This window comes from Halocella sp. SP3-1 (assembly GCF_003953885.1).
Lineage (GTDB): Bacteria > Bacillota > Halanaerobiia > Halanaerobiales > DTU029 > Iocasia > Iocasia fonsfrigidae.
The window spans coordinates 1,083,519-1,106,007 of record NZ_CP032760.1 but is presented as its reverse complement, the minus strand read 5'-3'; the positions used below and the strand labels follow the sequence as shown (position 1 = coordinate 1,106,007).

The 22,489-nt window shown below is 37.1% G+C and carries 26 protein-coding genes; all 26 read right to left on the bottom strand.

All coding sequences use genetic code 11. From position 1 onward, the window contains the following. Positions 1-204 carry a flagellar FlbD family protein gene (locus tag D7D81_RS05255; RefSeq protein ID WP_125987974.1) on the bottom strand — a complete coding sequence of 68 codons (204 nt, stop codon included), beginning with the start codon at positions 202-204 and terminating at the stop codon, positions 1-3. A 140-nt stretch (positions 205-344) separates the two neighbouring features. After that, positions 345-1,955 carry a flagellar hook protein FlgE gene (locus tag D7D81_RS05250; protein ID WP_125987972.1) on the bottom strand — a complete coding sequence of 537 codons (1,611 nt, stop codon included), beginning with the start codon at positions 1,953-1,955 and terminating at the stop codon, positions 345-347. A 108-nt stretch (positions 1,956-2,063) separates the two neighbouring features. Continuing rightward, positions 2,064-2,456: a TIGR02530 family flagellar biosynthesis protein gene (locus D7D81_RS05245; RefSeq protein ID WP_125987970.1), complete on the bottom strand. Its 393-nt coding sequence runs from the start codon at positions 2,454-2,456 to the stop codon at positions 2,064-2,066. Between the two features lie 5 nt (positions 2,457-2,461). Continuing rightward, a complete protein-coding gene (locus tag D7D81_RS05240; protein WP_125987968.1) occupies positions 2,462-2,911 on the bottom strand; it encodes a flagellar hook capping FlgD N-terminal domain-containing protein in 450 nt (149 codons plus the stop codon). A 20-nt stretch (positions 2,912-2,931) separates the two neighbouring features. Next, complete coding sequence (locus D7D81_RS05235; RefSeq protein WP_125987966.1) at positions 2,932-4,464, bottom strand: flagellar hook-length control protein FliK; 1,533 nt, start codon at positions 4,462-4,464, stop codon at positions 2,932-2,934. 75 nt (positions 4,465-4,539) lie between these two features. Then, positions 4,540-5,070, bottom strand: coding sequence for a MotE family protein (locus tag D7D81_RS05230; RefSeq protein ID WP_125987964.1), 531 nt, complete (start codon positions 5,068-5,070; stop codon positions 4,540-4,542). Next, positions 5,067-5,513 carry a flagellar export protein FliJ gene (gene fliJ / locus D7D81_RS05225; protein WP_164522123.1) on the bottom strand — a complete coding sequence of 149 codons (447 nt, stop codon included), beginning with the start codon at positions 5,511-5,513 and terminating at the stop codon, positions 5,067-5,069. Before fliJ ends, D7D81_RS05230 begins: the two co-directional genes overlap by 4 nt. 11 nt (positions 5,514-5,524) lie before the next feature. Beyond that, complete coding sequence (gene fliI, locus D7D81_RS05220) at positions 5,525-6,835, bottom strand: flagellar protein export ATPase FliI (protein ID WP_125987960.1); 1,311 nt, start codon at positions 6,833-6,835, stop codon at positions 5,525-5,527. Then, entirely contained in the window at positions 6,822-7,604 is a 783-nt protein-coding gene (locus tag D7D81_RS05215) for a FliH/SctL family protein (RefSeq protein ID WP_125987957.1), read from the bottom strand. Before D7D81_RS05215 ends, fliI begins: the two co-directional genes overlap by 14 nt. After that, the gene (gene fliG / locus D7D81_RS05210; RefSeq protein WP_125987955.1) at positions 7,597-8,604 is read right to left on the bottom strand and encodes a flagellar motor switch protein FliG; all 1,008 of its coding nucleotides are present in this window, start codon (positions 8,602-8,604) and stop codon (positions 7,597-7,599) included. The genes D7D81_RS05215 and fliG overlap by 8 nt, the downstream gene beginning before the upstream one ends. 15 nt (positions 8,605-8,619) lie before the next feature. Continuing rightward, on the bottom strand, positions 8,620-10,194 hold the full coding sequence (gene fliF, locus D7D81_RS05205) for a flagellar basal-body MS-ring/collar protein FliF (protein WP_125987953.1): 1,575 nt from the start codon (positions 10,192-10,194) through the stop codon (positions 8,620-8,622). Between the two features lie 36 nt (positions 10,195-10,230). Next, positions 10,231-10,533, bottom strand: a complete 303-nt coding sequence (gene fliE / locus D7D81_RS05200; RefSeq protein ID WP_125987951.1) for a flagellar hook-basal body complex protein FliE — start codon at positions 10,531-10,533, stop codon at positions 10,231-10,233. A gap of 36 nt (positions 10,534-10,569) precedes the next feature. Further along, a complete protein-coding gene (flgC, locus tag D7D81_RS05195) occupies positions 10,570-10,974 on the bottom strand; it encodes a flagellar basal body rod protein FlgC (RefSeq protein WP_353622112.1) in 405 nt (134 codons plus the stop codon). Positions 10,975-11,006: 32 nt separating this feature from the next. Continuing rightward, positions 11,007-11,405 carry a flagellar basal body rod protein FlgB gene (gene flgB, locus D7D81_RS05190; RefSeq protein WP_164522122.1) on the bottom strand — a complete coding sequence of 133 codons (399 nt, stop codon included), beginning with the start codon at positions 11,403-11,405 and terminating at the stop codon, positions 11,007-11,009. Between the two features lie 175 nt (positions 11,406-11,580). Then, positions 11,581-11,937, bottom strand: a complete 357-nt coding sequence (locus D7D81_RS05185) for a response regulator (RefSeq protein ID WP_125987945.1) — start codon at positions 11,935-11,937, stop codon at positions 11,581-11,583. Positions 11,938-12,200: 263 nt separating this feature from the next. After that, positions 12,201-13,232: a GGDEF domain-containing protein gene (locus D7D81_RS05180; protein WP_205739342.1), complete on the bottom strand. Its 1,032-nt coding sequence runs from the start codon at positions 13,230-13,232 to the stop codon at positions 12,201-12,203. Between the two features lie 408 nt (positions 13,233-13,640). Continuing rightward, entirely contained in the window at positions 13,641-13,763 is a 123-nt protein-coding gene (locus D7D81_RS20045; RefSeq protein WP_286170241.1) for a hypothetical protein, read from the bottom strand. Further along, on the bottom strand, positions 13,760-13,954 hold the full coding sequence (locus tag D7D81_RS05175; protein WP_125987941.1) for a hypothetical protein: 195 nt from the start codon (positions 13,952-13,954) through the stop codon (positions 13,760-13,762). The genes D7D81_RS20045 and D7D81_RS05175 overlap by 4 nt, the downstream gene beginning before the upstream one ends. 26 nt (positions 13,955-13,980) lie before the next feature. Further along, positions 13,981-15,033, bottom strand: coding sequence for a UDP-2,4-diacetamido-2,4,6-trideoxy-beta-L-altropyranose hydrolase (gene pseG / locus D7D81_RS05170; RefSeq protein ID WP_286170387.1), 1,053 nt, complete (start codon positions 15,031-15,033; stop codon positions 13,981-13,983). A gap of 9 nt (positions 15,034-15,042) precedes the next feature. Continuing rightward, entirely contained in the window at positions 15,043-15,795 is a 753-nt protein-coding gene (locus D7D81_RS05165) for a cytidylyltransferase domain-containing protein (RefSeq protein ID WP_164522121.1), read from the bottom strand. Positions 15,796-15,821: 26 nt separating this feature from the next. Beyond that, the gene (gene pseI / locus D7D81_RS05160; RefSeq protein ID WP_125987935.1) at positions 15,822-16,871 is read right to left on the bottom strand and encodes a pseudaminic acid synthase; all 1,050 of its coding nucleotides are present in this window, start codon (positions 16,869-16,871) and stop codon (positions 15,822-15,824) included. A gap of 28 nt (positions 16,872-16,899) precedes the next feature. Beyond that, positions 16,900-17,550, bottom strand: coding sequence for an HAD family hydrolase (locus D7D81_RS05155; RefSeq protein WP_205739341.1), 651 nt, complete (start codon positions 17,548-17,550; stop codon positions 16,900-16,902). Position 17,551: 1 nt separating this feature from the next. Then, positions 17,552-18,556: an ATP-grasp domain-containing protein gene (locus D7D81_RS05150; protein WP_125987931.1), complete on the bottom strand. Its 1,005-nt coding sequence runs from the start codon at positions 18,554-18,556 to the stop codon at positions 17,552-17,554. Positions 18,557-18,682: 126 nt separating this feature from the next. Further along, positions 18,683-19,840, bottom strand: a complete 1,158-nt coding sequence (locus D7D81_RS05145; protein ID WP_164522120.1) for a glycosyltransferase — start codon at positions 19,838-19,840, stop codon at positions 18,683-18,685. Between the two features lie 15 nt (positions 19,841-19,855). Then, complete coding sequence (locus D7D81_RS05140) at positions 19,856-21,199, bottom strand: glycosyltransferase (RefSeq protein ID WP_125987927.1); 1,344 nt, start codon at positions 21,197-21,199, stop codon at positions 19,856-19,858. Between the two features lie 178 nt (positions 21,200-21,377). Beyond that, positions 21,378-22,487: a DegT/DnrJ/EryC1/StrS family aminotransferase gene (locus D7D81_RS05135; protein WP_125987925.1), complete on the bottom strand. Its 1,110-nt coding sequence runs from the start codon at positions 22,485-22,487 to the stop codon at positions 21,378-21,380. Between the last annotated feature and the right edge of the window lie 2 nt (positions 22,488-22,489).

The following is a 22,489-nucleotide window of genomic DNA, read 5'->3' as shown; positions in this document are numbered from 1 at the left end:
TCACCCCTTTTCTATGCTAACATTAGAAAATATTTTTTGATGATAGTCTATTACCTTCTCTACTATATCATCTACATCATCCATTACCAGAATCTTTTTATTTGTTGTTAATGTGATAACTGTATCAGGGGTGGCCTGAACAGTCTCAATCAACCTTGCATTAACAACTATCTCTTCTCCATTTATTTTCTTCAACTTAACCATCTAACCACCCCTTTTAAAATTATCATTTACATCTGGCAAATATATTTTGAACACTTAAATAGCACACTCTATCACAAGACTCACTGGCAGAACTCAACACCAAGCTTGGGATTAAGTATCTTTAAGTGGGACTCAGCTTACTATCTCTTTAGATTGACCAGTTCCTGCAGCATCTCATCAGTTGTGGTAATGATCTTGGAATTGGCCTGGAAACCGCGCTGAGTAGTTATCATATCTGTAAACTGGTCAGATAAATTCGCATTGGACATCTCTAAATTACCAGCTACTATTTTCCCTCTACCTAGTGTACTAGCAGTACCAATCTGGGCCATACCGGAGTTCTGTGATTCAGAATATAGGCTTCCTCCCTGTCTGGTCAGCCCAGCAGGATTAGTAAAACTACTTATGGCAATCTGCCCCAGTTTCCTTTTTAATCCATTTGAAAAACCACCAATAAGTTCCCCGGCACTATTAATACTATAGGACTGCAGTGAACCCATCGAATGACCGTCAGCCCTCTTTTTTGTAACCGAAGTCTTATTCTCCTCCTCTTTAGTGGAGGCTGAACTCTGTGTTATCTCCGAGAAATCTAAAGTAACCTCTTGACCAGCTGCTGCTCCACCAGCAGGATCAAAGTTTATATTAGATGTACCACCACTACTAATAGTACCATCATTATTAAAGGAAATACTACCACTACCACCAGAATTAATTGAGCCATCAGAAACATCTACTGTATAATTCCACTGGTTAGCAGGATCGGCTGACATTTTTAAATCATCAGCATCAGCCAGGTCAGCTTGATTAGCGTTAAAAGTTGCTCCACCCGCCCCATCATCTAAAGTTATTGTTCCAGGTCCATCAGAATCAAACTGAGTATCTACCAAACCCTGCAAATCTGCTAAAGTTGGAGCCGGTCCTGGAACACCATCCCAGTCCCCGGTGAATGTAAATACTTTAGAATCCGGATCATAGCTATAGTCAGCTGCTGCATCTGTATCAGCACCAAAGGCAAAAGTAATACCATTTAAGGTTGGGTCAGGAGAGCTAGCAGTGGCATCCAGGGTCCAGGCGCCAGCACCACTACCTAAATTAATAGAACCAGTTGGGGCTGACTTTACCTGACGCGTAAAATCAACTGTTACTGTATGCATTTCCCCCAGGGAATCAAATATATTAATCGTACTTGTCCAGTTTGTACCACCAGCGGTATTACTATCAAAGTTACCCTGAAAATAAGCATTGGAAGTGGCCTGTGGGCTCATTGTTGCCCCCACTGGAATTAGAAGCCCTTCAGGCTCACCACTGGTATTAATATTTCCGTAGTCATCAGCCATCCACCCCTGCATAATATAGCCATTAGATGAATTAACCAGATTACCCTGATTATCAGTGGTAAGGGCACCTGCCCTGGTATAGTAATTCTGACTGCCGTCATTAACTACAAAATAACCATTACCAGAAATGGCCAGGTCATCACCCCGACCTGTTGACTGCAGGTTGCCCTGGGTAAGATCAGTATCAATACTCCCTAACATAACACCAAGACCAACCTGCTGTGGGTTCATCCCGCCGCGGTTATCCTGAGCCGCTTTAGCACCCTGTAGTGTCTGGCTAATCATCTCCTTAAAAGTAGCCCTACTGGCTTTATATCCTGTAGTATTAACATTTGCAATATTATTACCAACAACATCCATTCTAGTTTGATGTGCCTTTAGACCGGAAACACCGGCATACATTGAACGCATCATTTTTTAATTACGACCTCCTTCAAAATTTTAAACTGGCGGATATTATATTCGATAATACCCCAAGGCCCCCTGAATAGGTCCAGCCTTTTTCCAGTATTTTTATTTAAACTACATAAAAACTGCACTATCAATATTCGTAAAGACATTCTCTTTCAGATGGTGGTCATCAATAGCTGTAATGACCGTTTTATTCTCTACACTAACTACATAGGCCACCTGATTAACCATAATCAGCGACTCCCTTGAACCCTTCTCAGCAGCTTTAGCAAGGCCATCTTCTAGTTTGGATAGGTCTTTTTCACTGACTTCTATCCCCCTGGCAAGAAGGCGGTTCTGGGCATGTTTGGAAAAATCTACCTTAGATTTTTCGTTTAAACGGGCTGTTAAAACCTCACTAAAAGAAACCCGTTTTTTATCATCTTTCCTTTTTACTTGATTGGAATGCTGCTGGATTCTTGGTATTCTCTGTAAGGGCTGTCTGGTTAAAATTCTATTATCCACAAAAATCACCCCTCTTTTTCCTCTTCTTTCTCTTCGTAAATAGCAGTTATTCCATCAACATCTACTTTGGTTTTTTCATCAAAATAGGCATACATATTACCATCTTCAAAGGTTACCTTAACAACTTCACCCTTAATAGTCTCTCCTGTTTCAGGGTCAATGGTTTCAACGGTCTTGCCGATTAAGGAAGCACCTTCAGATAGCCCCTGAATCCTTAAAAATTGAGTCATATTGGCATTCATATTCTCCATCTGTTCTAAAGAACTAAACTGGGCCATTTGGGAAATAAACTGGGTATTATCCATTGGATTTAATGGGTCCTGATATGTCATCTGAGTTGTTAAGAGTTTAAAAAAGGCATCTCTATCCAGGTCATTACTATCTTCCCGTTTAACCTGATTGGAAGAACTATAATTATTATTAGTTGGGTCTACATTAACACTTGGTGCCGACATCTTTTCACCCCCTTTCTTATCTAGGCCAGTAGATTCATTCTGTGTCTGATATAATTAAGATTTGACCAGCGCTGGTCTGCAATTATACTCTGCGGGAGTTCAGTAAATCCCTCTTCACTCAGCAGTGTTTCCATCTCTTCATAGCTAATCTGTCCAAAATCCTGAGAGTTCTGTTCCTGATTACTATGCTGTTGTTCCTGATAGGAACCCTGTTGGGAGTCAAATTCTTCATTAAAATACTTATCATTTGACTCAACATAGAGCTGGTCAACTGTCAATCCCTGTCTGACCAGATTAGTCCTGAGACCATTTATATTTTGTTCAAGATAGGTCTTAACCTCCTGGCTCTCTACCAGAAGTCTGGCCATTACTTCACCAGCCTCTACCTTAAGCTGAACCCTTACTTTACCCAATGACTCTGGCTCCAACTGAATATTAAGCTGTTTATTTCCCTGTTGACTGAACTGGATACGACTAGTAATCTGTTCAATCACATTTTGCAGATTAACCCTGGCTGTTTCAGCCATCCCGGCGGCATTGGTCTCATTCAAACTACTACCCTGTTGTGAGGTATGCCCCATCAGGTCACTAAAATTCTGCCCATTCTGGGCCAACTGTTCTTTACTACTAATAGATGTGCTGTTCTGGGCTGCTGAATCAAGTTGATTTGTTTTCCAGAAATCATTTTCTTTACCCTGACCTTCTATCTCACTTGTTTTACCCAGAGTAAAACCAGCATTTTCCCGGGCAAGACTATTTAATTTCTCAGCTGACTGCCCCTGATCACTTTGGGCATTTTTCTGACCCTTTCCATCCTCAAGAACAGACAGGTCATCTCTACTACCCTGCTTTCCCCGATCAGCTGCCAGCTCTTCCAGATTAACTGATCTTTCCCCTGACTGCTGAACAGCCTTTCTGTCTTCAGAGAAAACAGAGGCTATCCCATTATTGGCAGTCTTATCAGCAGTACTACTATCAGCTGAAAGTTCACTGCTGACAGAGCCCCCATCACCTTGATTAGAGGAATTTACCCCAACAGCATTGGAATTACCTGCCTCTGAATCACCCTGTCCCTTTTCAAGAACAGTCTCTCCCTCTTCAGCAAGCAACTGCTCTGGATTAGTTCCAGTTAACTCCTGAACCAGAGCATCCTTCACCCTTTGCAGGGATTCCTCCAAAGCCTGCAGACTGGTACTGTCAAGTTCTGGGTCTAAGGAAACTAAATACTGAGCCAGGCTGTTAGCAGGAATATCCAGTAAAGCCTTTAGAGCCATTAAAAACTCAGGTTCAAGTCCCTGAAGTGCTTCTGCTAACTCTTCAGGCTCCATCTCCAGTAATTTATTCAGTTTTTCCAAAGCTTCATCAGGCAGGACATTTTTTACTGTCTCGCCCTGACTGCCATACTCACCCTGCTGCTGGGCCTGGAGGATATTTTTAAAATCACCCTCTTTAATATTGTTGCCACCTACGGAAACAGCAGGACCTTTGCTATTAACTACTCCAGTACTGGCTGTTGAAGAAAAGAATCCCATCGAATTAAACCCTATATTCATTTTTCTCACCCCCTTTCTAGATGAATTAATCTATATAAATAGCACTTAAATATAACACTCTTCCGTTCCAGCCAATTATTGGTCAAGTGCCAGCGAAAAATCCGCTGCATCTGCTGGACTCAATTGAGTCAGGATAGCAGAGGCATCTTTTTCCTTTAAGTTGCGCAGGATTTTAATAGCCAGCCCTTTTTCCAGTGTTGCTATTATCCTGGCCGCTTCTTCTGCCTCCATCTCTGTATATATCTTAACCAGTTTATTCAGCCTTTCCTCTTCACTGATACTCCTGTCCCTTGCCTTGGCCAGTTCCTCTGTCAGGGATTCAATCTCTGCCTGCTGTTGGTCAACAAACTTCGTTAGTTCCTCTAACTTTCCTTCCATTTCCTGGTTTTGCTGCAGAAGTATCTTATTTTCCTCTTCCAGCCTTTTTGTTTTATCGGCGATATTCAAAAAGGCTTCATTAGTCTGCACATATTCTTTAAGGAAAGGTGTATTGACAATTACCCTTTCTCCCCAGGCCCTGAGTGATATAAGATTAAATGTTTCCAGTAGATAAACAGCAGAACCCAGGATTATAAGTATTAGAAATATTATCAGTGCTTTTTTCATTCAAACCACCTTCCCTTTTTTAACTGCTGGTTTATTTCATCAATCAGCTGCTGCTCTTTACGGAATAATTCCTGTCGGTATTGTTGATATTCCTTTTCTTTTAATTTCTCCAGAATCTCTTTTTTCTTCTTCTTTTCAATAAATTCTGTATTACATTTATCTACCTCAGCCATCTGTTCGGACAGCTTTCCACTGACCTGTTTTATCTGACGGCGCTGCCGGTGAATAAAATTACGGGTTTGAAGCATCTCCTCTACTGTAATTTCATTATCCTTTTCACGCAGGTAATTATATATTTTATGCTGTTTATGATTCAGTTCTTCCAGCTTACCCTCAATTTGAGCCGCCTTGTGTTTCTCCCCCAGCAGCCTGTTGCGGGAGAGCTGCTCCTCCAGTTTCCTGACATCAAGAACCCTATTGAGATTGAATTGAAAACCCTTCATGATCATCCACCCTACCTAACTATTTCAGTTAAACGCCTGATGGTTTCTGCAAACTCGGTCTTTTCCTTCATATCCTGTCTTAAAAAATTATCTATTAACTCAATCTTATTAATAGCCCTATCTACTGCCGGATTACTCCCTGCCTGATAGGCACCAATATTAATCAGGTCTTCTGCTTCACGGTAATCAGCCAGCAGTTTTTTCAATTCACCAGCTGCCTCCAAATGTTCTGGACTACTAACCTCAGGCATAACCCTGCTGACACTCTCCAGAACATCCACAGCCGGGTAGTGATTACGTGATGCTAATTCCCTTGATAAAAGGATATGTCCATCAAGTATTCCACGGACAGTATCTGAAATTGGTTCATTAAAATCATCACCCTCAACCAGCACTGTATAAAGGGCAGTAATCGAACCCCGGTCATTTGTCCCTGTTCTCTCCAATAGTTTAGGGAGTTCAGCATAGACAGAAGGTGGATAACCCCTGGTAGTCGGTGGTTCACCTACAGCCAATCCTATTTCACGTAAGGCCATGGCTACCCTGGTAATAGAATCCATCATCAAGAGCACATCATGCCCCTGGTCACGAAAGTACTCAGCAATAGCTGTTGTTACATGGGCTGCCTTTACCCTGACTAAAGCAGGTTTATCAGAGGTTGCTACTACCACGACAGAATGTTCTAAAGCCTCCTGACCCAGGTCCCTTTCCAGAAAGTCCAGCACCTCTCTGCCCCTTTCGCCGACAAGTCCAATAACATTAATATCAGCATCAGTATTACGGGCGGCCATGCCCATTAAAGTACTCTTACCAACACCACTACCAGCAAAAATACCAACCCGCTGACCTCGACCACAGCTTATCAAACCATCAATACTCCTGATACCCAGGGCCATAGGTTCAGTAATCCTTTCCCTGGAAAGTGGATCAGGGGGCTGGGCCTTTAAAGGCATATCAATTAGACCAGGCATTGGTCCATTATGATGATAGATAGGTTTACCAAGACCATCAACAACCTGTCCCAGTAATTCCGCACCAACCTTAACTGACAAACGCTCACCGGTAGCCACTACCCTGGCACCTGGTGTAATGCCATCCATATCTCCTATCGGCATTAATAAAACCTTGCTGTCATCAAAACCAACTACCTCTGCTCTGACAGTCCGATCCTGGTGTTTTATCAAACATAATTCACCAATACTGACTTCAGGACCCTGAGACTCTATAATTAACCCTACAACCCGGGTGATATGTCCAAAATTGCTATTGGTCGGCAGCTGTTCAACCCTGGTAGTAAGATTATTAAAATCAAGTTTCTTCATGGAAACCGGCCCCTTTAAGGAGTTCTCGTTCAATTAAATCCAATTTAGTATCAAGCGAACCATCTCTACCGCCGAGTTCTGACTCCACAATACAGTCACCGGGTTTTAAATTATTATCACCTTTGATTTTAACCAGCTGTTTAACCAGTTTATCATTCAATTTATCTTGATTAAGATATTCCAATAAATCCGGATGAATAAAAATTTCAACACTCTCAATATTACGCATATCCTCTACCATCTCTTGAATAATATTATTAATAAGTGACGGGTGCAGCTCTAACTGAGTATTTACAATCCGACCAGCTATCTTAATAGCCAGGGTAATAATCTCACCTGAAAGCTCCTCAGCCTCAGCTGTCAGCTCATCACGGATCTCTTTAACTACCCTTTCTATAGTCTCCCGGGCCTCAGCAGTTAGAGCCAGTCCTTCCTGATAACCCTCATCATGACCTGTCTTGATACCTTCCTGGTAACCCTCCTGATAACCGGTTTCTTCAGCCTCTTTTACTATCCCTTCAGCCTTTTCTCCGGCTTCAGCAATTATCTTTTCTGCTTCAGAACGAGCCCTGACAAGTATTTCTTCGGCCTCTTTCTCAGCTTCAGCCAGCATCCTGGCAGCCTCTTCCTTTTCTTTTTTTACCAGGTCTTCTTTCTCAGCTATTACTGTCTCCTCTTCTGCTATCTCTTCCTTTTTTTTGCTTACAACTTTTTTATCTTTCAGCTGATAGACACCTATAATGTTAGAAGACTTAATGATATTAGACAATTACTTCACCCTCTCCACCACGGGCAATAACAATTTCTCCACTATCCTCTAACTGGCGGATAACATTAACAATTCTCTGCTGGGCATCCTCAACTTCACGCAACCTGACCGGCCCCATGTATTCAATATCCTCTTTCAACATTTCAGAAGCCCGCTTGGACATATTTTTATAAATCTTGTTTCCAACATCATCACTAGCAGTCTTAAGGGACAGGGCAACATCATGGGTCTCAACCTGACGCAGTACCATCTGTACAGCCCGGTCAGCCAGTAAGATAATATCTTCAAAGACAAACATCCGCTTCCTGATTTCTTCTGCCAGTTCAGGGTCTTTCTCCTCAAGATGGTCAAGGATATTCTTTTCTGTTCCCCTGTCGGCAAAATTCAGGATATTAACAATCGACTCTACACCTCCAGCTGAAGCATATTCATTGGTGACAATTGAAGATAATTTATGTTCAAGGACTGTCTCAACCTCTTTGACTATATCAGGTGAGGTTCTATCCATTAAAGCAATCCTGCGGGAAACCTCGGCCTGAATTTCCTGAGGTAGATAAGCAAGTATACTGGATGATTGTTCAGGCTGAAGATAGGCCATAATCATAGCAATAGTCTGGGGGTGTTCACCCTGAATGAAGTTCATTAACTGGGAAGGGTCTGTTTTACGGATAGCATCAAAGGGCCTGACCTGAAGAGTTGCAGTTAAACGCTCCAGGATGCTATTTGCCCTATCCTCACCTACAGCTTTTTCCAGTACTTCCCGGGCATATTCTATACCACCCCTGTTAATATAATCATGGGCCTGGCAGATCTGAAAGAACTCCTCCAGCACCTGATCCTTAAGCTCACTCTCAACTGGACGTAGATTGGCAATCTCCAGGGTTAATTCTTCAATATCTTCATCACTTAAATGTTGAAATATACTGGCAGATACATCTGGTCCCATAGCAACCAGTAAAATCGCCGCTTTTTGTTTTCCAGTTAAATCTTTATAGTTCATAATAACAACCCCTTATTACTCATCAACTAACCAGCTCTTAATCATTTCAGTAACCTCTTCAGGTTTATCATTAATAAGCTCTGTAAGCTGTTCCCTGATTTTCATTCGTTTTTTCTGTTCATCGGTAAGTTCAGCAGCAGCAGCTACTTCATCTTCCAGTTCATCATCTACCATATAATCCAGGGCATGTTGGCCTGTTCTTTCCTCTCCACTCCTGGCAGAGTGCCTAAAGATAAAGAGAGAAATTACTAATAGTAAAAGAATAAATCCAATAAGTCCAGCATAGATTAGCATTTTTGTCCTCCGGGCTGCCGCCTCAGCCTCTCGAGCTGCAGCAAACTCTTCTTCCATTGAGTTATCAAAATTAAGACTGGTAACAGTAACAGTATCACCACGTTCCGGATTATAACCAATAGCAGCCTGTACTGCCCCTCTTATTTTTTCTAAGTCCTCTTCAGCCAGATTATTATTAACAATAACAGCCGCTGAGAGGTAGTCAATACTCCCTGGTGAGTAAACACGGCGCTCAAGCCTCTCATTTATCTCATAATTAGTAACTATATCAGAACTACTATACGAACCTGTCCCCTCTTCTCCCTCTATTTCCTGGTATTGAGGAACATTTGAGGTGGTTCCAGGGACACCTCCAACACCATCAATATTACCCTGATAATTCTCCAGGCGCTCCTGACGGCTGCGGATAATACCCTCATCATCTACTACTGGTGAATAGGTCTTACTCTCTACCTGCCGCTGATCAAAATTCATCCTGGCCTTGACTTGAACAGTAAAATTATCTGGCCCCAGAACTCTAGTCAGCATAGCCCTCAGGTCCCTGCGTATTTCATCAGACAGCTGACGCTGCAATTCAAATTGATTAATAGTCAGTTCCTGATCAAAACCATTATCTTCATCTTCATTTAAATTAGTACTCAACAGGTTTCCGGCAGTATCAACAATAGTTACGTCCTCTGCCTTCAGGCCTTTTACAGCACTGGCAACAAGATTCATCATGGCCTTTACCTGGGGCTGGCTGATCTGATAATCTGGTGTAAACTTTACCAGCACTGAAGCCTCAGCCCCCTGTTCTTCTTCAACAAAAAGACTCTCCCGCGGGGCTGTGATCTGCACCTTGGCATATTCCACAGCATCCATGGCCTGAATAGAACGACTCAACTCACCACCAAGGGCACGATAATAATTAACCCTTCTTTCAAAATCAGTAGTACCAAAATTGCTCTGATCAAAGACCTCAAAACCAACTACACCCTGTGTAGGCAGGCCTTCACCAGCCATATTTAACCTGGTTTTATAAACCACTGAAGCAGGCACCATAATTGTATTTCCACCATCTGCCAGCTGGTAACTTATCCCCTGTTCATCCAACTTTTCCATTATAGAATCAGCATCTTTAGGGTCTAATTGGCTAAAAAGTGTCTGGTATTGGGGACCACTACCGTACAAGATTAAGATTATAAAAGCAATAAAAACAATACCTGTACCAATACCGATTATAGTTTTAGTCCTTTTATTTAATTTTGCCCATAACTCTTTTAGCTGTCCTATGTACTCCTTTAACCAGTCAGCCATTTTACAACCTCTTTCATCACGTATTAGCAAGACAACTTACATCTGCATCTGCATTATCTCTTTATATGCGCCTGCCGCCTTATTTTGAATAGCAGCAGTAAGATCCAGGGCTACTTTTGCTTTCTCAGTAGCTATCATCACCTGATGAATATTATCTGTCTTGCCAAGGGTAAAGTCAGCATTAAGTTTATCTGCCTCAATTTTTAGACTATTAACCCCGTTTACCTGTTCTTTTAGCATATCTACAAAAGATAATTCCTGCTTTTCATCAACCCCAGATTCCCTGTCAATACCAGTTAATAACTGCAGGTCATTTGATAATTCCAAACCTTTAATCATAAAAGATCACCCTTTAGTATAAAATAATAAATCAAGCTAACCTCGCCCTATCTCCAGGGCCTTTAAAGCCATATTCTTGGCAGTATTCAAAGCCGTGATATTGGCCTCATAAGATCGGGAAGCACTGATCATATCGACCATTTCTGAACTTACATCAATATTCGGCATCTCTACATAACCCTCTTCATCAGCATCAGGATGAGACGGATTATAAATTATTTTAAAAGGTGACTGATCTTCAGCAATACTGACCACCTCTACCCCTTCAGCAGAAGAATCCTGACCAAGCCTGGCCTTCAGTAATTTCTTGAAGGAACTTGTATCCTTTTCCTGAAAAACCGGCACCTTACGACGGTATGTCTCCCCTTCAGCATTCCGGGTGGTATTAACATTAGCAATATTATCGGCAATAATATCCATCCTGAGCCTCTGAGCTGTCATACCAGATGAACTAACATCAAAAGAATCAAACACTATTGACTACCCCCTTTACTAATAACATCTTTTAAGATGCGGAACTGGTCGTTAATCTGTTTAGCCAGTGTATTATAGTAAACACCATTTTTGGCAACCTCAGCCATCTCAACATCTACATCAACATTATTTTTATCATTACGATAATTACTTTTCCTTAGTGCTAAGCTTTTAAAAGAGTTTGCCTCTGTCTTGCTACCAGCAATATGCCTTTCATTAGTAGTCTTTAACGATAGAGAGGAACTCTCTTCACTCTCTTTCCGTAAAACACTAATAAAATCAACATCTTTCCGCTTATAGTTTGGTGTATCAATATTAGCTAGATTATCAGCCAGGGCTTGCTGTCTGTCAAGAGCCCCATCAAGACCCCGACTCATTAAATTAATTACTGAAACCATCACAACACCTCCTGAGCCCATTAAATCTTTTTTAGTAAATTTGGCAAACAAATATGTAAAAATAAAAATATGTACAAAAATAATTGGCATTATTTAACTATTTGTATAATATTTCTACACAAAACATCTAATTCCTTCCCAATGACACAAAAGAGGTCAATTTTACTATTCCAGTCTACAAGCCAAGTTTTTTTACAGCCTCAACCACCCGTTCTTCCTTAAATGGTTTGACTATAAAGTCTTTTGCTCCAGCCTCAATAGCCTTAATGATCATTTTCTGCTGACCCATAGCACTACAGACAACAATACAGGCATCAGGATTAATATCTTTAATGGCCTTAATTGCTTCCAGGCCATCCATCACCGGCATAGTAATATCCATCGTCACAAAATCAGGCTGAAGCTCCTGATACATCTCAACCGCCTCCTGCCCATCTTGCGCCTCACCAGCAATTTCATATTCATCCTTTAAGATATTCTTTAGATTTAACCTCATAAAAGCGGCATCATCTACAATCAATACACTCTTCAAGCACAATCCCCCCTTAATCCTTCAAACACTTAATTTCCTTATTCTTATCCCTTTTAATATTTATAATTCTCTTTTTTACCTGGAAATCCTGCAAAAAATATTAATTAATCCTCTTATTCTAGGAAAATAAGAGATAATAACTAATTAACTCCCTCCTCTTAACTACAATAAGTGTCATTATCTATTTAGCTTTAAAATTATAACACTAATTAGGCGAATATATTTGTTGTTTGTCTTATTAGCGGACAGCTAATTAAACAAGATTAATACTCAACTCTATTTCTTCCCTTTTTCTTTGCCCTATATAAGGCCTGATCAGCCTCCTTAATAACTTCAGCAGCATTATCATGACTAGCCTTTTTCTCAGCAACACCTATACTCACTGTAATCTTAGTCTTTTCCGTGCCTGCCGGATAAGACGTCTTTTTACCCTGATCAGGTTTTTTGGGGGGTCTCTTTTTACTCCTGATAATAAAGGGATGATCAGCAATATCCCTGCGCAGTTCCTCTAAATAATCATAGGCCTCTTTAACACCCTTACCAGCGAAGACGATGGTAAATTCCTCACCCCCATATCTAAATACCCTGGCTCCCCCCTTTGTCCTTTTCATCATAGCAGCCACCATTTTTAAGACCTGGTCACCAATATCATGTCCATATTTGTCATTAAACTTCTTAAAAAAGTCAATATCTAACATGGCTATGGAATAACTATTACCCAGTTTCAACAACTCTTCACGCAGAGCCCTTCTAGCAGGAAGGCCTGTTAACTCATCATGATAAGCCATTGAGTAAAAATCCTTGATCATAGCTATATTAAGCGCCAGGACAGACAAAAAGGCAAACTTCAATAGTAGAATCCCGGGATATTCCTTCAGGAAAAACATAGTTACAAAAAGCTGTATAAGCAAAAACAAAAAAGCATAATCTTCAGCCTGTTCCAAACCTTTAACTAATAAGACAAGAAAAGCCAACAGCCATAATACTACTAAAAACTCAGCAGCCTGAAAATGATTCTGCAGAAATCCCAGATATAAAAAGTCACTATTAAGACAGGTCAGTAAACCTTGATATAGGGATTTATTTGTAACTAGCAGATAAAGAATATATAACTGCCCAAAAATAATAAAAATACGCCTTAATCCCCAGGTAGTAAATATCCCCCTTTCCCGATAAAAAGAGACAATAATAATATTTATACTTATAATAAAGAAAACAATAGAAAATGGGAGAAAAAAAGCCCCTGCCCCTTTCAATAGTTCATAACCCACAGGGCCGAGAAATATGTTAAGCAAAAAAAACAGTAATAGGATGAAAAAGACCCTACTCTTATTGAAAAAGACACTCAAAATAAAACCAATTAGAAAAACAAAATATAAACTATACTGTATAAAGCTTTTATACTTTAAAAAAACTTCAAATCCTAAACCATATGTAACATAAAGCAAGGTACAAGTTAAAAGAGAAAAAAGAAACATTTTAACTAAGTTCCTGTCGAAAACCTTCACAAGCCATCCTCCCTGCTGTACTGTCTAATTATACCAGATATTTCAACTAAATTGTATCCTCAAAAAGCCCTAATATTATGCAAAAATATATTATTTTTAAGCTGTTTACTTATAATTATACAATAACACAGGCAACTTAGCAAAAAAGCCAACAGGATTAACCCTGTTGGCTTTTTTTGAAATCATTACTTTCTTCTATTTTTCTTGAATCAGTTGATCTAAGTCTAATGAGTAATCAGTTTGCCTTTCTTTTGCTTTTATGAAAAAAACCACTACTTCCTTAACAAGTAGTGGTTCTAGCAAATCTTTTTGTTTCACACTAATACATCCACATAATTACCTAAATGAGACGCTACTGCACTCCTTACTGCTTCACTACCTTCTTCCATACCTTCCAGAAGCTTGTCCACAGTAGCAGCATCCTGATGCATAGCCTGCCTTAAAGAACTTACCCCCAGGGCCTGTTTGATACTGGCTATATCCTGTTGATATGAATCAATTATTTCCATTAAATACACCTCCCTTTTCCTACTTCTTACTTCCTACTTCTTACCTCTAAAATCTCTTCAACACACCTATCAGCACCCCTGCCATCAACTAATTTCTGTCCTACCCTGCTCATCCTTTTCCTCAATTCAAAATCAACTATAAGCTCAGTAATCTTTTCAACAATAGTCTCAATATTAAGCTTATCTCCCATCCCTAAATTAATAATAGTTCCCTTGGCAGCCAGCATCCCTGCACCCTGTACCTGGTTATCAGCCTGTAAAATAGATACAGCCGGGGTGCCAGTTGCTGACAGTTCATAAAGGGTTGTACCACCAGCAGATATAGCTAAATCACAATCCAACATTAACTTACTTATCTTATTAACATTAAAATGTAGAGATATATCTATATTAACACCCCTAACCATTGACACAATCTCTTCAAGATTAGTAAAAGCAGGGCCAATTACTATATCAAGATGCAAATTATCTTTATCTATTAGAGCAATATTTCCTTCTATCATATTTATACCCTTGATAATTACAGGAGTAAGGTTTAGAGGGTCTCCCCCACCAACAGTAACTAAAATATTCTTTACCTTTTTATTTAAATTTCGCCCAGGTAATTCTTTAAATTCATCTCTCATTAGCAGATATTTTGTCCCAAGCAAAAACCTAGCATCTCCATCAACAGATTTATAATTCAATTCACCTGCATATATGTTGCCATTAATAACAATATCAGCCGAAAAAGGAAAGGGAGCGAAATCATGGATAGAAACCAATTTATCTACTACCTTTTTCATACTCACAAGATAATCATAAGCTAATTCATAGGAATCAATAATTAAAATGTCAATATCATTATTTATAATTGCATTCTTAACCAGCCCTAATTCATCCTGAACCTGACTAACACCCGATACTGAAATAAGCTTATAGCCATTTTCTTTAATTAATTCAAGTGCTTTTCCAGTACTCTTTGTAATAAAAAAAATATCAATATCACTGGGAAAAGCATTAGCTAAAGCAAGACAGCGCATAAGATGCCCCATACCTATCTTACTCCCCCCATCAACTCTAAACAAAATTCTCGGCATATTAGACACCTATACTTTCTTCTGGGCTACATCACTATTAATCCCTGCCAAATCAGGATTATTATCCAACAACCCTATAACGTTTTTAATATCTATTATCTCTCCTTCTTTGTATAGTTTTTCATAGATTTTAGTAATAAGCTGTAAATCAGCTACTTCATCAACACATAAACGATAGTTTCTCTGTAAATTCTCAGGTGGATTATAAAATGCAACTGAAAAACTATCAGGGTGTTTATAGATATAAAGGGTGACATGTTCCCTATATTGTTCTAAACTGGCTTTTGACTCATTTTTTAACATTTTATTGACTTTTAGCAATGTTTGATAGGAAAATATTTCTGCATCCAGACCCCGTGGATAACCATTCTCATCCACATTTAATCTCATATAATCATAATCAGAATCCAGGTAATTACTGACAAGTCCATCTACAGTCACCGGATCAATTAAGGGACAATCTCCTGTTATCCTGACTATAACATCAGCGCCATATTCTTTCCCGGCTTCAATATAACGAGAAAGGACATCTCTTTCTGAACCCCTATAAGAAATAACCCCTTCTTCTGCTACTATACTAGCAACAGGGTCATCGATTTGTTTTGTACTGGTGGCTATAATAAGCTGGTCAAGGAGCCGGGCATCCTTTAATCTCTCTATTAAATGAGCCAACATCGCTTTGCCTTCAATTACTGTGGCTATCTTTCCTGGCAGGCGGGAAGAACCCATACGGGCCTGGACAATAGCTGCTACCTCTGGCATAATATTTCCTCCAATCCCTACAATCTTCATATCTTTTCCCAGGTAATAGGTTCATAAGCCTTAATATTCTTTTTAGCCGTCCTTCCTATAACTAAATCATAATATTTAGGCTTCAAACCAATTCCCGGCCTTAAAACTGCAATCATTTCTGCTTTAATCCGGGTATTAACCGGTATATCTTTAACAGCAAAAATACTTCTCCTACCCCGATGATAATGTATTTCTTCTGGAGCTACATGTTTTTTGATTGGACTACCAATAGCAACCTCAGCTTCCCTGACACCTTTAACCATAGCTGTTAATTCATCCGGTTCCAGAGCAAATTTGTGGTCTGGACCCGGCAATTTTCTATCAAGGGTGAAGTGCTTTTCAATCACCTTTGCTCCCCGGGCCACAGCACAAACGGGGACTGTAATACCTAAAGTATGATCAGAATAGCCCACAGGAACCTGGAAAGCCTGACTTATAGTATCCATGGCAGCCAGGTTAACATCCTCAACTGGCATTGGATAGCTGATCCCACAGTGAAGTAGTATAACCTGCTCATTTCCTTCATTGTAGATAGTATCCAAAGATTCTTCTATTTCACCAAGATTAGCCATTCCTGTTGATAAAATTATTGGTTTGCATTTTCGGGCAATATAACGTAAAAAGGGTAAATCAATACATTCAAAAGAAGCTATCTTATAAACCGGCATCTCCAATTCTTCAAGTTGATCCACAGCTTCATAATCAAAGGGAGTCGACAAAAAGATGATTCCCTTGTTTTGGGCATAATCCCTCAATTCCTGCTGCCATTCACGGGGGAGTTCTAATTCTTTATATAATTCATAGAGGTCATCTGCTGTATCATATTCATCTCCCAGCTGCATAACCTTATCATCAGTTCTGGCTGCAATTTTATCTGCAGTAAAGGTCTGGAATTTGACAGCATCTGCTTTAGCCTCTACAGCTACATCTATAAGTTTTTTAGCCTGTCCCAGGTCACCATTATGATTACTCCCTGCTTCAGCTATTACAAAAGTTGGATTATTATTTCCCACCGTAATATTTCCTATCTTAATTTCTCTAAGCAATCCAGCCACCTCACTTATCACTTTAAAATTATATGTATTGATCTAAATCCTTTAAAGTGTTTATTTCATAATCTGCTTCATACTTTGCAGCCATTCTTTTACCAATATGCATACCATGTTCTCTGATGATTCTGACTGTCTTCAACCTCAGTTTACGAGCAGTTATAAAATCTTTAACAGGATTATCCCCTACATAAACAGCCTCTTCGGCTTTAACCTGCAATAATTTTAACATTCTCTGGTAAGAAAAAAAATGTGGTTTGCGTTTATTTACTCCGAAATCATCTGTTACAATAATCTGATTAACTTTCTCATCCAGACCAAGACTTCTAATTTTATTCCACTGTACTTCAGAATTACCATCTGTAATGATACCTGTTTTATACCTTTTTTCTTTCAAATATCTATTTAGTATTTCTAGTGCATCTTCATAAAGCTTTATATTTTCAGGGTGATGCGAACGGTAAACATCTATCATCTTTTCAAGCTCAGCAGCAGGGAGCACAAATTTTTCTAGGGCAATATTGAATGTTTTTCCCCGTCCTTCTATTTCTAAAATATTAAGTAGTTCCTGATAAAATTCATCTTTATCAACTTGATACCTTAAAGCAATATACTCACTAACCGCCCTGAAACCACTTTTTACATAATTCAATTCATAATATAAAGTATCATCCAAATCAAAAATTACTGCTTGTATCATCATTAACACCTGTTAATTCATTAATATTTTTGAATAATGGAGTATCATATCTTAACATGGCCAATCCCTCTTTGAACTCTCCAATAAAGGGTTCTATCTTCTCCCCTTTCATCATACGAACTATTAACTGGGGATAATTCACACCTGCCTGATAGGACAAAGGAACACCACCACCAAAACGGGGATTTATCTCTATAACTTTAATCTCACCATCTGGTAAGACTTTAACCTGGAGATTGGAGGGGCCAATAACTCCCAAACCCTCAATAATCTTAACAGCCATATTAATTAATTCTTTATTTTTAACCGTTACTGCCTTACTTACTTCCCCTGCTCTAACCTCTATTCTCTTTCGAGGTACTGCCGATAATACTCTACCTTCAAAATCAGATAATAAATCTATAGTATATTCCTCTCCCTCAATATACTCCTGAACAATGGAGTCATTCAGATAATTGATGAAAAAATTTAGCTCTGTCAGATTATTTATTCTGAAAGTCCGAGTACTACCCTGACCCTGGCGAGGTTTAATAAAAAGAGGGAAAGAAAAAGATCCATTAGCTTCTACCAATTCTACTGGTAAATAAGTCTCTGCAGTTGAAATGTTTTTTTCCTTAAAATACTGATAAAATCTATATTTATCCTGACAAAGGCCTATAATTCTATCTGGGGATAAAAGAAGCCTAATCCCACTCTCTGCAAATAATTCTCTACCTTGATTAAAAACAGAAAAACTTTTTTCTAATAATGGTATAATTGCCTCAATATCTTCTGCCAGGCAGATCTTTAATATCTTAGCAATATATCTATCATCATCTATTCTAGGAGTAAGATAATATTTATCTGCCTGGTATAACGCAGGAGCCAATGGGCTGTTATCAGTTACTATTACTTTCCCGCCTGTTTTATTTAGTTCTTTTTTAAATATTTTAGTTAGCGTTCCACGGCGGCCAATTGTGCTTATTAATATGTTATATGACATAATTAGCTATCTCCAATATTCATTTCTTTTATTTTCCTGGCAAAAGCCAAATATTCCCTATTTATTTTTTTTCAAAAAAATTGCTTTTTTGAAAAGAATAAATAGGTAGGATGGTAATATTCCAACTCATAAAGTATGTACTAAACTTTTCCGTAAAAATTTTTCAGTAATCTTATCTGGTTCCTTCCCACGTTTGATTCTATCCAAATTGTACTCTGCATCAATATATCCAGGTTGAATTGATAGTGCCTCTTCTAAAAGTTTTTTTGCCTTACTAATATCACCTTTTTTCAAATAGTAAATACTTACAGCTAAATTATTTAAAAGAGCTGGTCTATTTTTATCTAAATAAAGGGCTTTTTTAAAATATATATAAGATTTTTCTATCTTTTTAACAGTAAAATAAGCTACTCCTAGATAAAAATATTTATCCATTTGATTTTCTATATTTATTTTATCATTAATTTTAATTTTTTCCATATAATAAATTGCATCTCTAGGCTTGTTTTTTATTAAGCTTATTATACCAAAAGTATTATAAATTATCACATCCTCATAACCTAGTGTTTTTAGTTTAATATAAAGTGCTTTCATATCATATTTACCTAAAATTTTTTTAGTGGCTTCTCTAGAACCTTTATAATCCTTTGAAGTATTGTTACTGTGTATTCTATATTTAGTTAAAGATTCATTAATAAATCTAAACTTATAACCATTATATAATAACCTCAAAAACAAATCATAATCCTCTGAATGCTTAAGCGTATTATCAAATCTAATTAAACCACTATTTTTTATTGCTGATAATCCTACAAAAAAATGATTTCTTCTAAGACTTAATAATAAAGCATTCTTATTATTAAGTTTTTCTGGAAAACCCAAGTTTCTATTTAAAGATTTCCCTTCATTATCAATCATAGAACAATTATTAAATACCATGTCTACCTTTTTATCTCCGAAGCATTCGATTACTTTCTCTAAACGATGTTTACCTTGAATATCATCAGAATCTGCAAATAACAAATACTCCCCATTAGCTAACTCAATTCCTTTATTTCTAGCAGCTGCAGCACCCTGGTTAATTTTACAAAAATATGATTTTACTTTATTAATATACTTTTTTTGAAAATATTCTATTATTTCTTTTGAATTGTCTTTACTAAAATCATCAATTAATATTAATTCAAAATTACAATATGTTTGATCTAAACAACTTTGTATTGCTTCTAAAAGATATTTTTCTGAATTATAGACTGGCATTATAATACTTATTTTCAGTATCATTTTTTCCCCCATGCATTAACTAGTTTGTCTTATTATTGATTCAAAAATATCAACAAGTTTTCTTGTTAGATTCTTTCTTTCATATTTCTTTATTATTTCCTTGTCTAAATATGGTTCATTTCCTTTTTGCCATTTTATATAATAATCTAATATAACCTCTTCGATTCCTTTTATATCATTATACTCAACATTTTTTCCATGCCCAGTTTCTATCATTAATTCTTCTACTACACTCCCCTTTGGAGATAAAGCCAAAATTGGCTTATTTGTTCTCAAATATTCAAAAACTTTTCCTGTATAAAAAGATTTTAAATTTTCTCCCTCTCCAACTACCAATAATAACATATTAGATTCTATACAATGTTGTAAACTTTCCTTATGCGGCAAATAATCAATCCATTTAATTAAACCATCCATTGAATTTTTATCAACAATTTCCTTGATTTTAGACTCAAAAGTTCCAATAAATTCTATTTGGATTTTTTCTTTCTCGATTTTACCTTTATTAATCAAATTATTAATTGCCTTTATAAATGATAAAGGATTTCTTATTAAATAAAATGCACCTGAATGTACTATAGTAAATTTATTTTTATTAGTTTTGTTTCCTATTTCAACAAAATCTTTTTCATCATATCCATTTGTTATTACCTCAACTTTATTCTTTTCTAATCCAAACTTATTAACATAATTTTCTTTTGAAAGCCTTGAAATAGTCACAATTTTATCTGCAAAGTTAATAATTCTATTTTCCAAATATTTTTCAACTTTAAACCTTATACTATCCTTATTATAATTATAATAAGGATTATTGGTCCATTCATCTCTAAAATCAGCAACCCATGGTTTTTTATAAAGTTTTTTTATGTGATAGGCAATAATATGGTCTGAATAGGGGCCTGACGTTGAATATAATAAATCAATGTCATCAAAATTGACCTTTTTTGATATTTTTTTTAAAACTTTATTTGCCCAAATTATATTATTATCTGGTAACATTAATAACGATCTTAAGTCATTCATCTTACTCTCTATTTCTTTCATGTATTCATTTTTTAAATTTTCACTTTCAATTAAATCAAAGGATGAATTAACATATGAATATAAATTATCTAGTATATTATCTGTTTTATTCTTAAAAAATAAATCATCTATTCGTACAATTTTTATACTTTTTTCAACTTCTTCTTCAAGCGTTTCATCAATAACAGGAAAAGGACTATTGCCAACAGTCACTACAACCGGTTCCCAGTTAAACATTCTCATGTATTTCACAAATTTCAGTGTTCTTTGAGTCCCTGACCAACCCAAAGGAGGAAAATAATATGCAATTACCAAAACCTTATTAATATGGATCACCTCTTAATATTATTTCTTTTACCAAATAATTCCTCTCTCATTTTTATTGCCACTTGCTATCAAGACAATATCATAACCATTTATTTAATGATAATACTTGTTTATGATATATTCTAGCATCATATAAATCGTGATTTGCTGAAATTATACATATTTTCATAAGACTTCCTCTAAGTTATTACATATTAACCTCTTCACATATTAGTTTAATACTTTTTTTATCTATTTCAGGCCACATAGGTAAACTAATAATTTCATTGCTTACTTTTTCGCTTATAGGAAAGTCCCCTTCCTTATAACCTAAATATTTATATGCTGGTTGTAAATGTAAAGGAACCGGATAATGTATACCTGTATTGATTCCTTTTCTACTTAATTTTTTTCTTACCTTATCCCTATTATTTATTCTAATAACATATAAATGATATACATGGCGAGCACCTTTTCTTATCATCGGAGTAACTAAATTATCATTATTAGACAATAATTTAGTATAATATTGAGCTTTTTTTATTCTATTATCTGTCCATTCTTCCAAATATTTAAGTTTAACCCTCAAAACAGCAGCCTGTATATTATCTAATCTGCTATTATACCCTTCTATCTGATGTACGTATTTTTCAAGGCGTCCATGATTAGATAACATTCTAATTTTTTCAGCAAGTTGTAAATTATTTGTTACTGCTGCTCCTGCATCCCCAAATGCTCCTAAATTTTTGCCTGGATAAAATGAAAATGTAGCTACATCTCCATATTCTCCCGACCGTTTACCATTTAATTCTGCTCCATGAGCCTGAGCAGCATCCTCAATAACCTTTAAATTATATTGTTTTGCTATTTCTACTAACCTTTCCATATCAGCCATCTGACCATACAAATGGACAGGTATAATTGCTTTAATATTTTCTGTATTATCCTGTCTTTCTAAATACTCCTTTAATTTTTGAGGATCCATTGTGTAAGTACTTTCTTCAATATCAATAAAATCCACCTTAGCCCCTACAGCTGTTATAGCTTCAGCAGTAGCAATAAATGTATGTGGGACAGTAATTACTATATCACCAGGACCAATCCCTAATGCCTTTAAAGAAAAAATAAGCGCATCAGTACTATTACCACAACTAACTATATAATTAACATTACAATATTTCGCAAATTCTTCTTCAAATCTATCAACTTCTTCTCCAAGTATAAATTGAGTATTATTTATAACATGTTTGGTTTTTTCCATAATTTCGTCATAAACCTGACTATAACAACCTGATAAATCCATTAATGGTATATTCATAT

What these genes read in the sequence shown, in the direction of transcription:
- D7D81_RS05255 (WP_125987974.1), bottom strand. Translation starts at nt 204, where the DNA reads ATGGTTAAGTTGAAGAAAATAAATGGAGAAGAGATAGTTGTTAATGCA.
- D7D81_RS05250 (WP_125987972.1), bottom strand. Translation starts at nt 1,955, where the DNA reads ATGATGCGTTCAATGTATGCCGGTGTTTCCGGTCTAAAGGCACATCAA.
- D7D81_RS05240 (WP_125987968.1), bottom strand. Translation starts at nt 2,911, where the DNA reads ATGTCGGCACCAAGTGTTAATGTAGACCCAACTAATAATAATTATAGT.
- D7D81_RS05235 (WP_125987966.1), bottom strand. Translation starts at nt 4,464, where the DNA reads ATGAATATAGGGTTTAATTCGATGGGATTCTTTTCTTCAACAGCCAGT.
- D7D81_RS05230 (WP_125987964.1), bottom strand. Translation starts at nt 5,070, where the DNA reads ATGAAAAAAGCACTGATAATATTTCTAATACTTATAATCCTGGGTTCT.
- fliJ (WP_164522123.1), bottom strand. Translation starts at nt 5,513, where the DNA reads ATGAAGGGTTTTCAATTCAATCTCAATAGGGTTCTTGATGTCAGGAAA.
- fliI (WP_125987960.1), bottom strand. Translation starts at nt 6,835, where the DNA reads ATGAAGAAACTTGATTTTAATAATCTTACTACCAGGGTTGAACAGCTG.
- fliG (WP_125987955.1), bottom strand. Translation starts at nt 8,604, where the DNA reads ATGAACTATAAAGATTTAACTGGAAAACAAAAAGCGGCGATTTTACTG.
- fliF (WP_125987953.1), bottom strand. Translation starts at nt 10,194, where the DNA reads ATGGCTGACTGGTTAAAGGAGTACATAGGACAGCTAAAAGAGTTATGG.
- fliE (WP_125987951.1), bottom strand. Translation starts at nt 10,533, where the DNA reads ATGATTAAAGGTTTGGAATTATCAAATGACCTGCAGTTATTAACTGGT.
- flgC (WP_353622112.1), bottom strand. Translation starts at nt 10,974, where the DNA reads ATGACAGCTCAGAGGCTCAGGATGGATATTATTGCCGATAATATTGCT.
- flgB (WP_164522122.1), bottom strand. Translation starts at nt 11,405, where the DNA reads ATGGTTTCAGTAATTAATTTAATGAGTCGGGGTCTTGATGGGGCTCTT.
- D7D81_RS05175 (WP_125987941.1), bottom strand. Translation starts at nt 13,954, where the DNA reads ATGGAAATAATTGATTCATATCAACAGGATATAGCCAGTATCAAACAG.
- pseG (WP_286170387.1), bottom strand. Translation starts at nt 15,033, where the DNA reads ATGCCGAGAATTTTGTTTAGAGTTGATGGGGGGAGTAAGATAGGTATG.
- D7D81_RS05165 (WP_164522121.1), bottom strand. Translation starts at nt 15,795, where the DNA reads ATGCCAGAGGTAGCAGCTATTGTCCAGGCCCGTATGGGTTCTTCCCGC.
- D7D81_RS05150 (WP_125987931.1), bottom strand. Translation starts at nt 18,556, where the DNA reads ATGTCATATAACATATTAATAAGCACAATTGGCCGCCGTGGAACGCTA.
- D7D81_RS05145 (WP_164522120.1), bottom strand. Translation starts at nt 19,840, where the DNA reads ATGATACTGAAAATAAGTATTATAATGCCAGTCTATAATTCAGAAAAA.
- D7D81_RS05135 (WP_125987925.1), bottom strand. Translation starts at nt 22,487, where the DNA reads ATGAATATACCATTAATGGATTTATCAGGTTGTTATAGTCAGGTTTAT.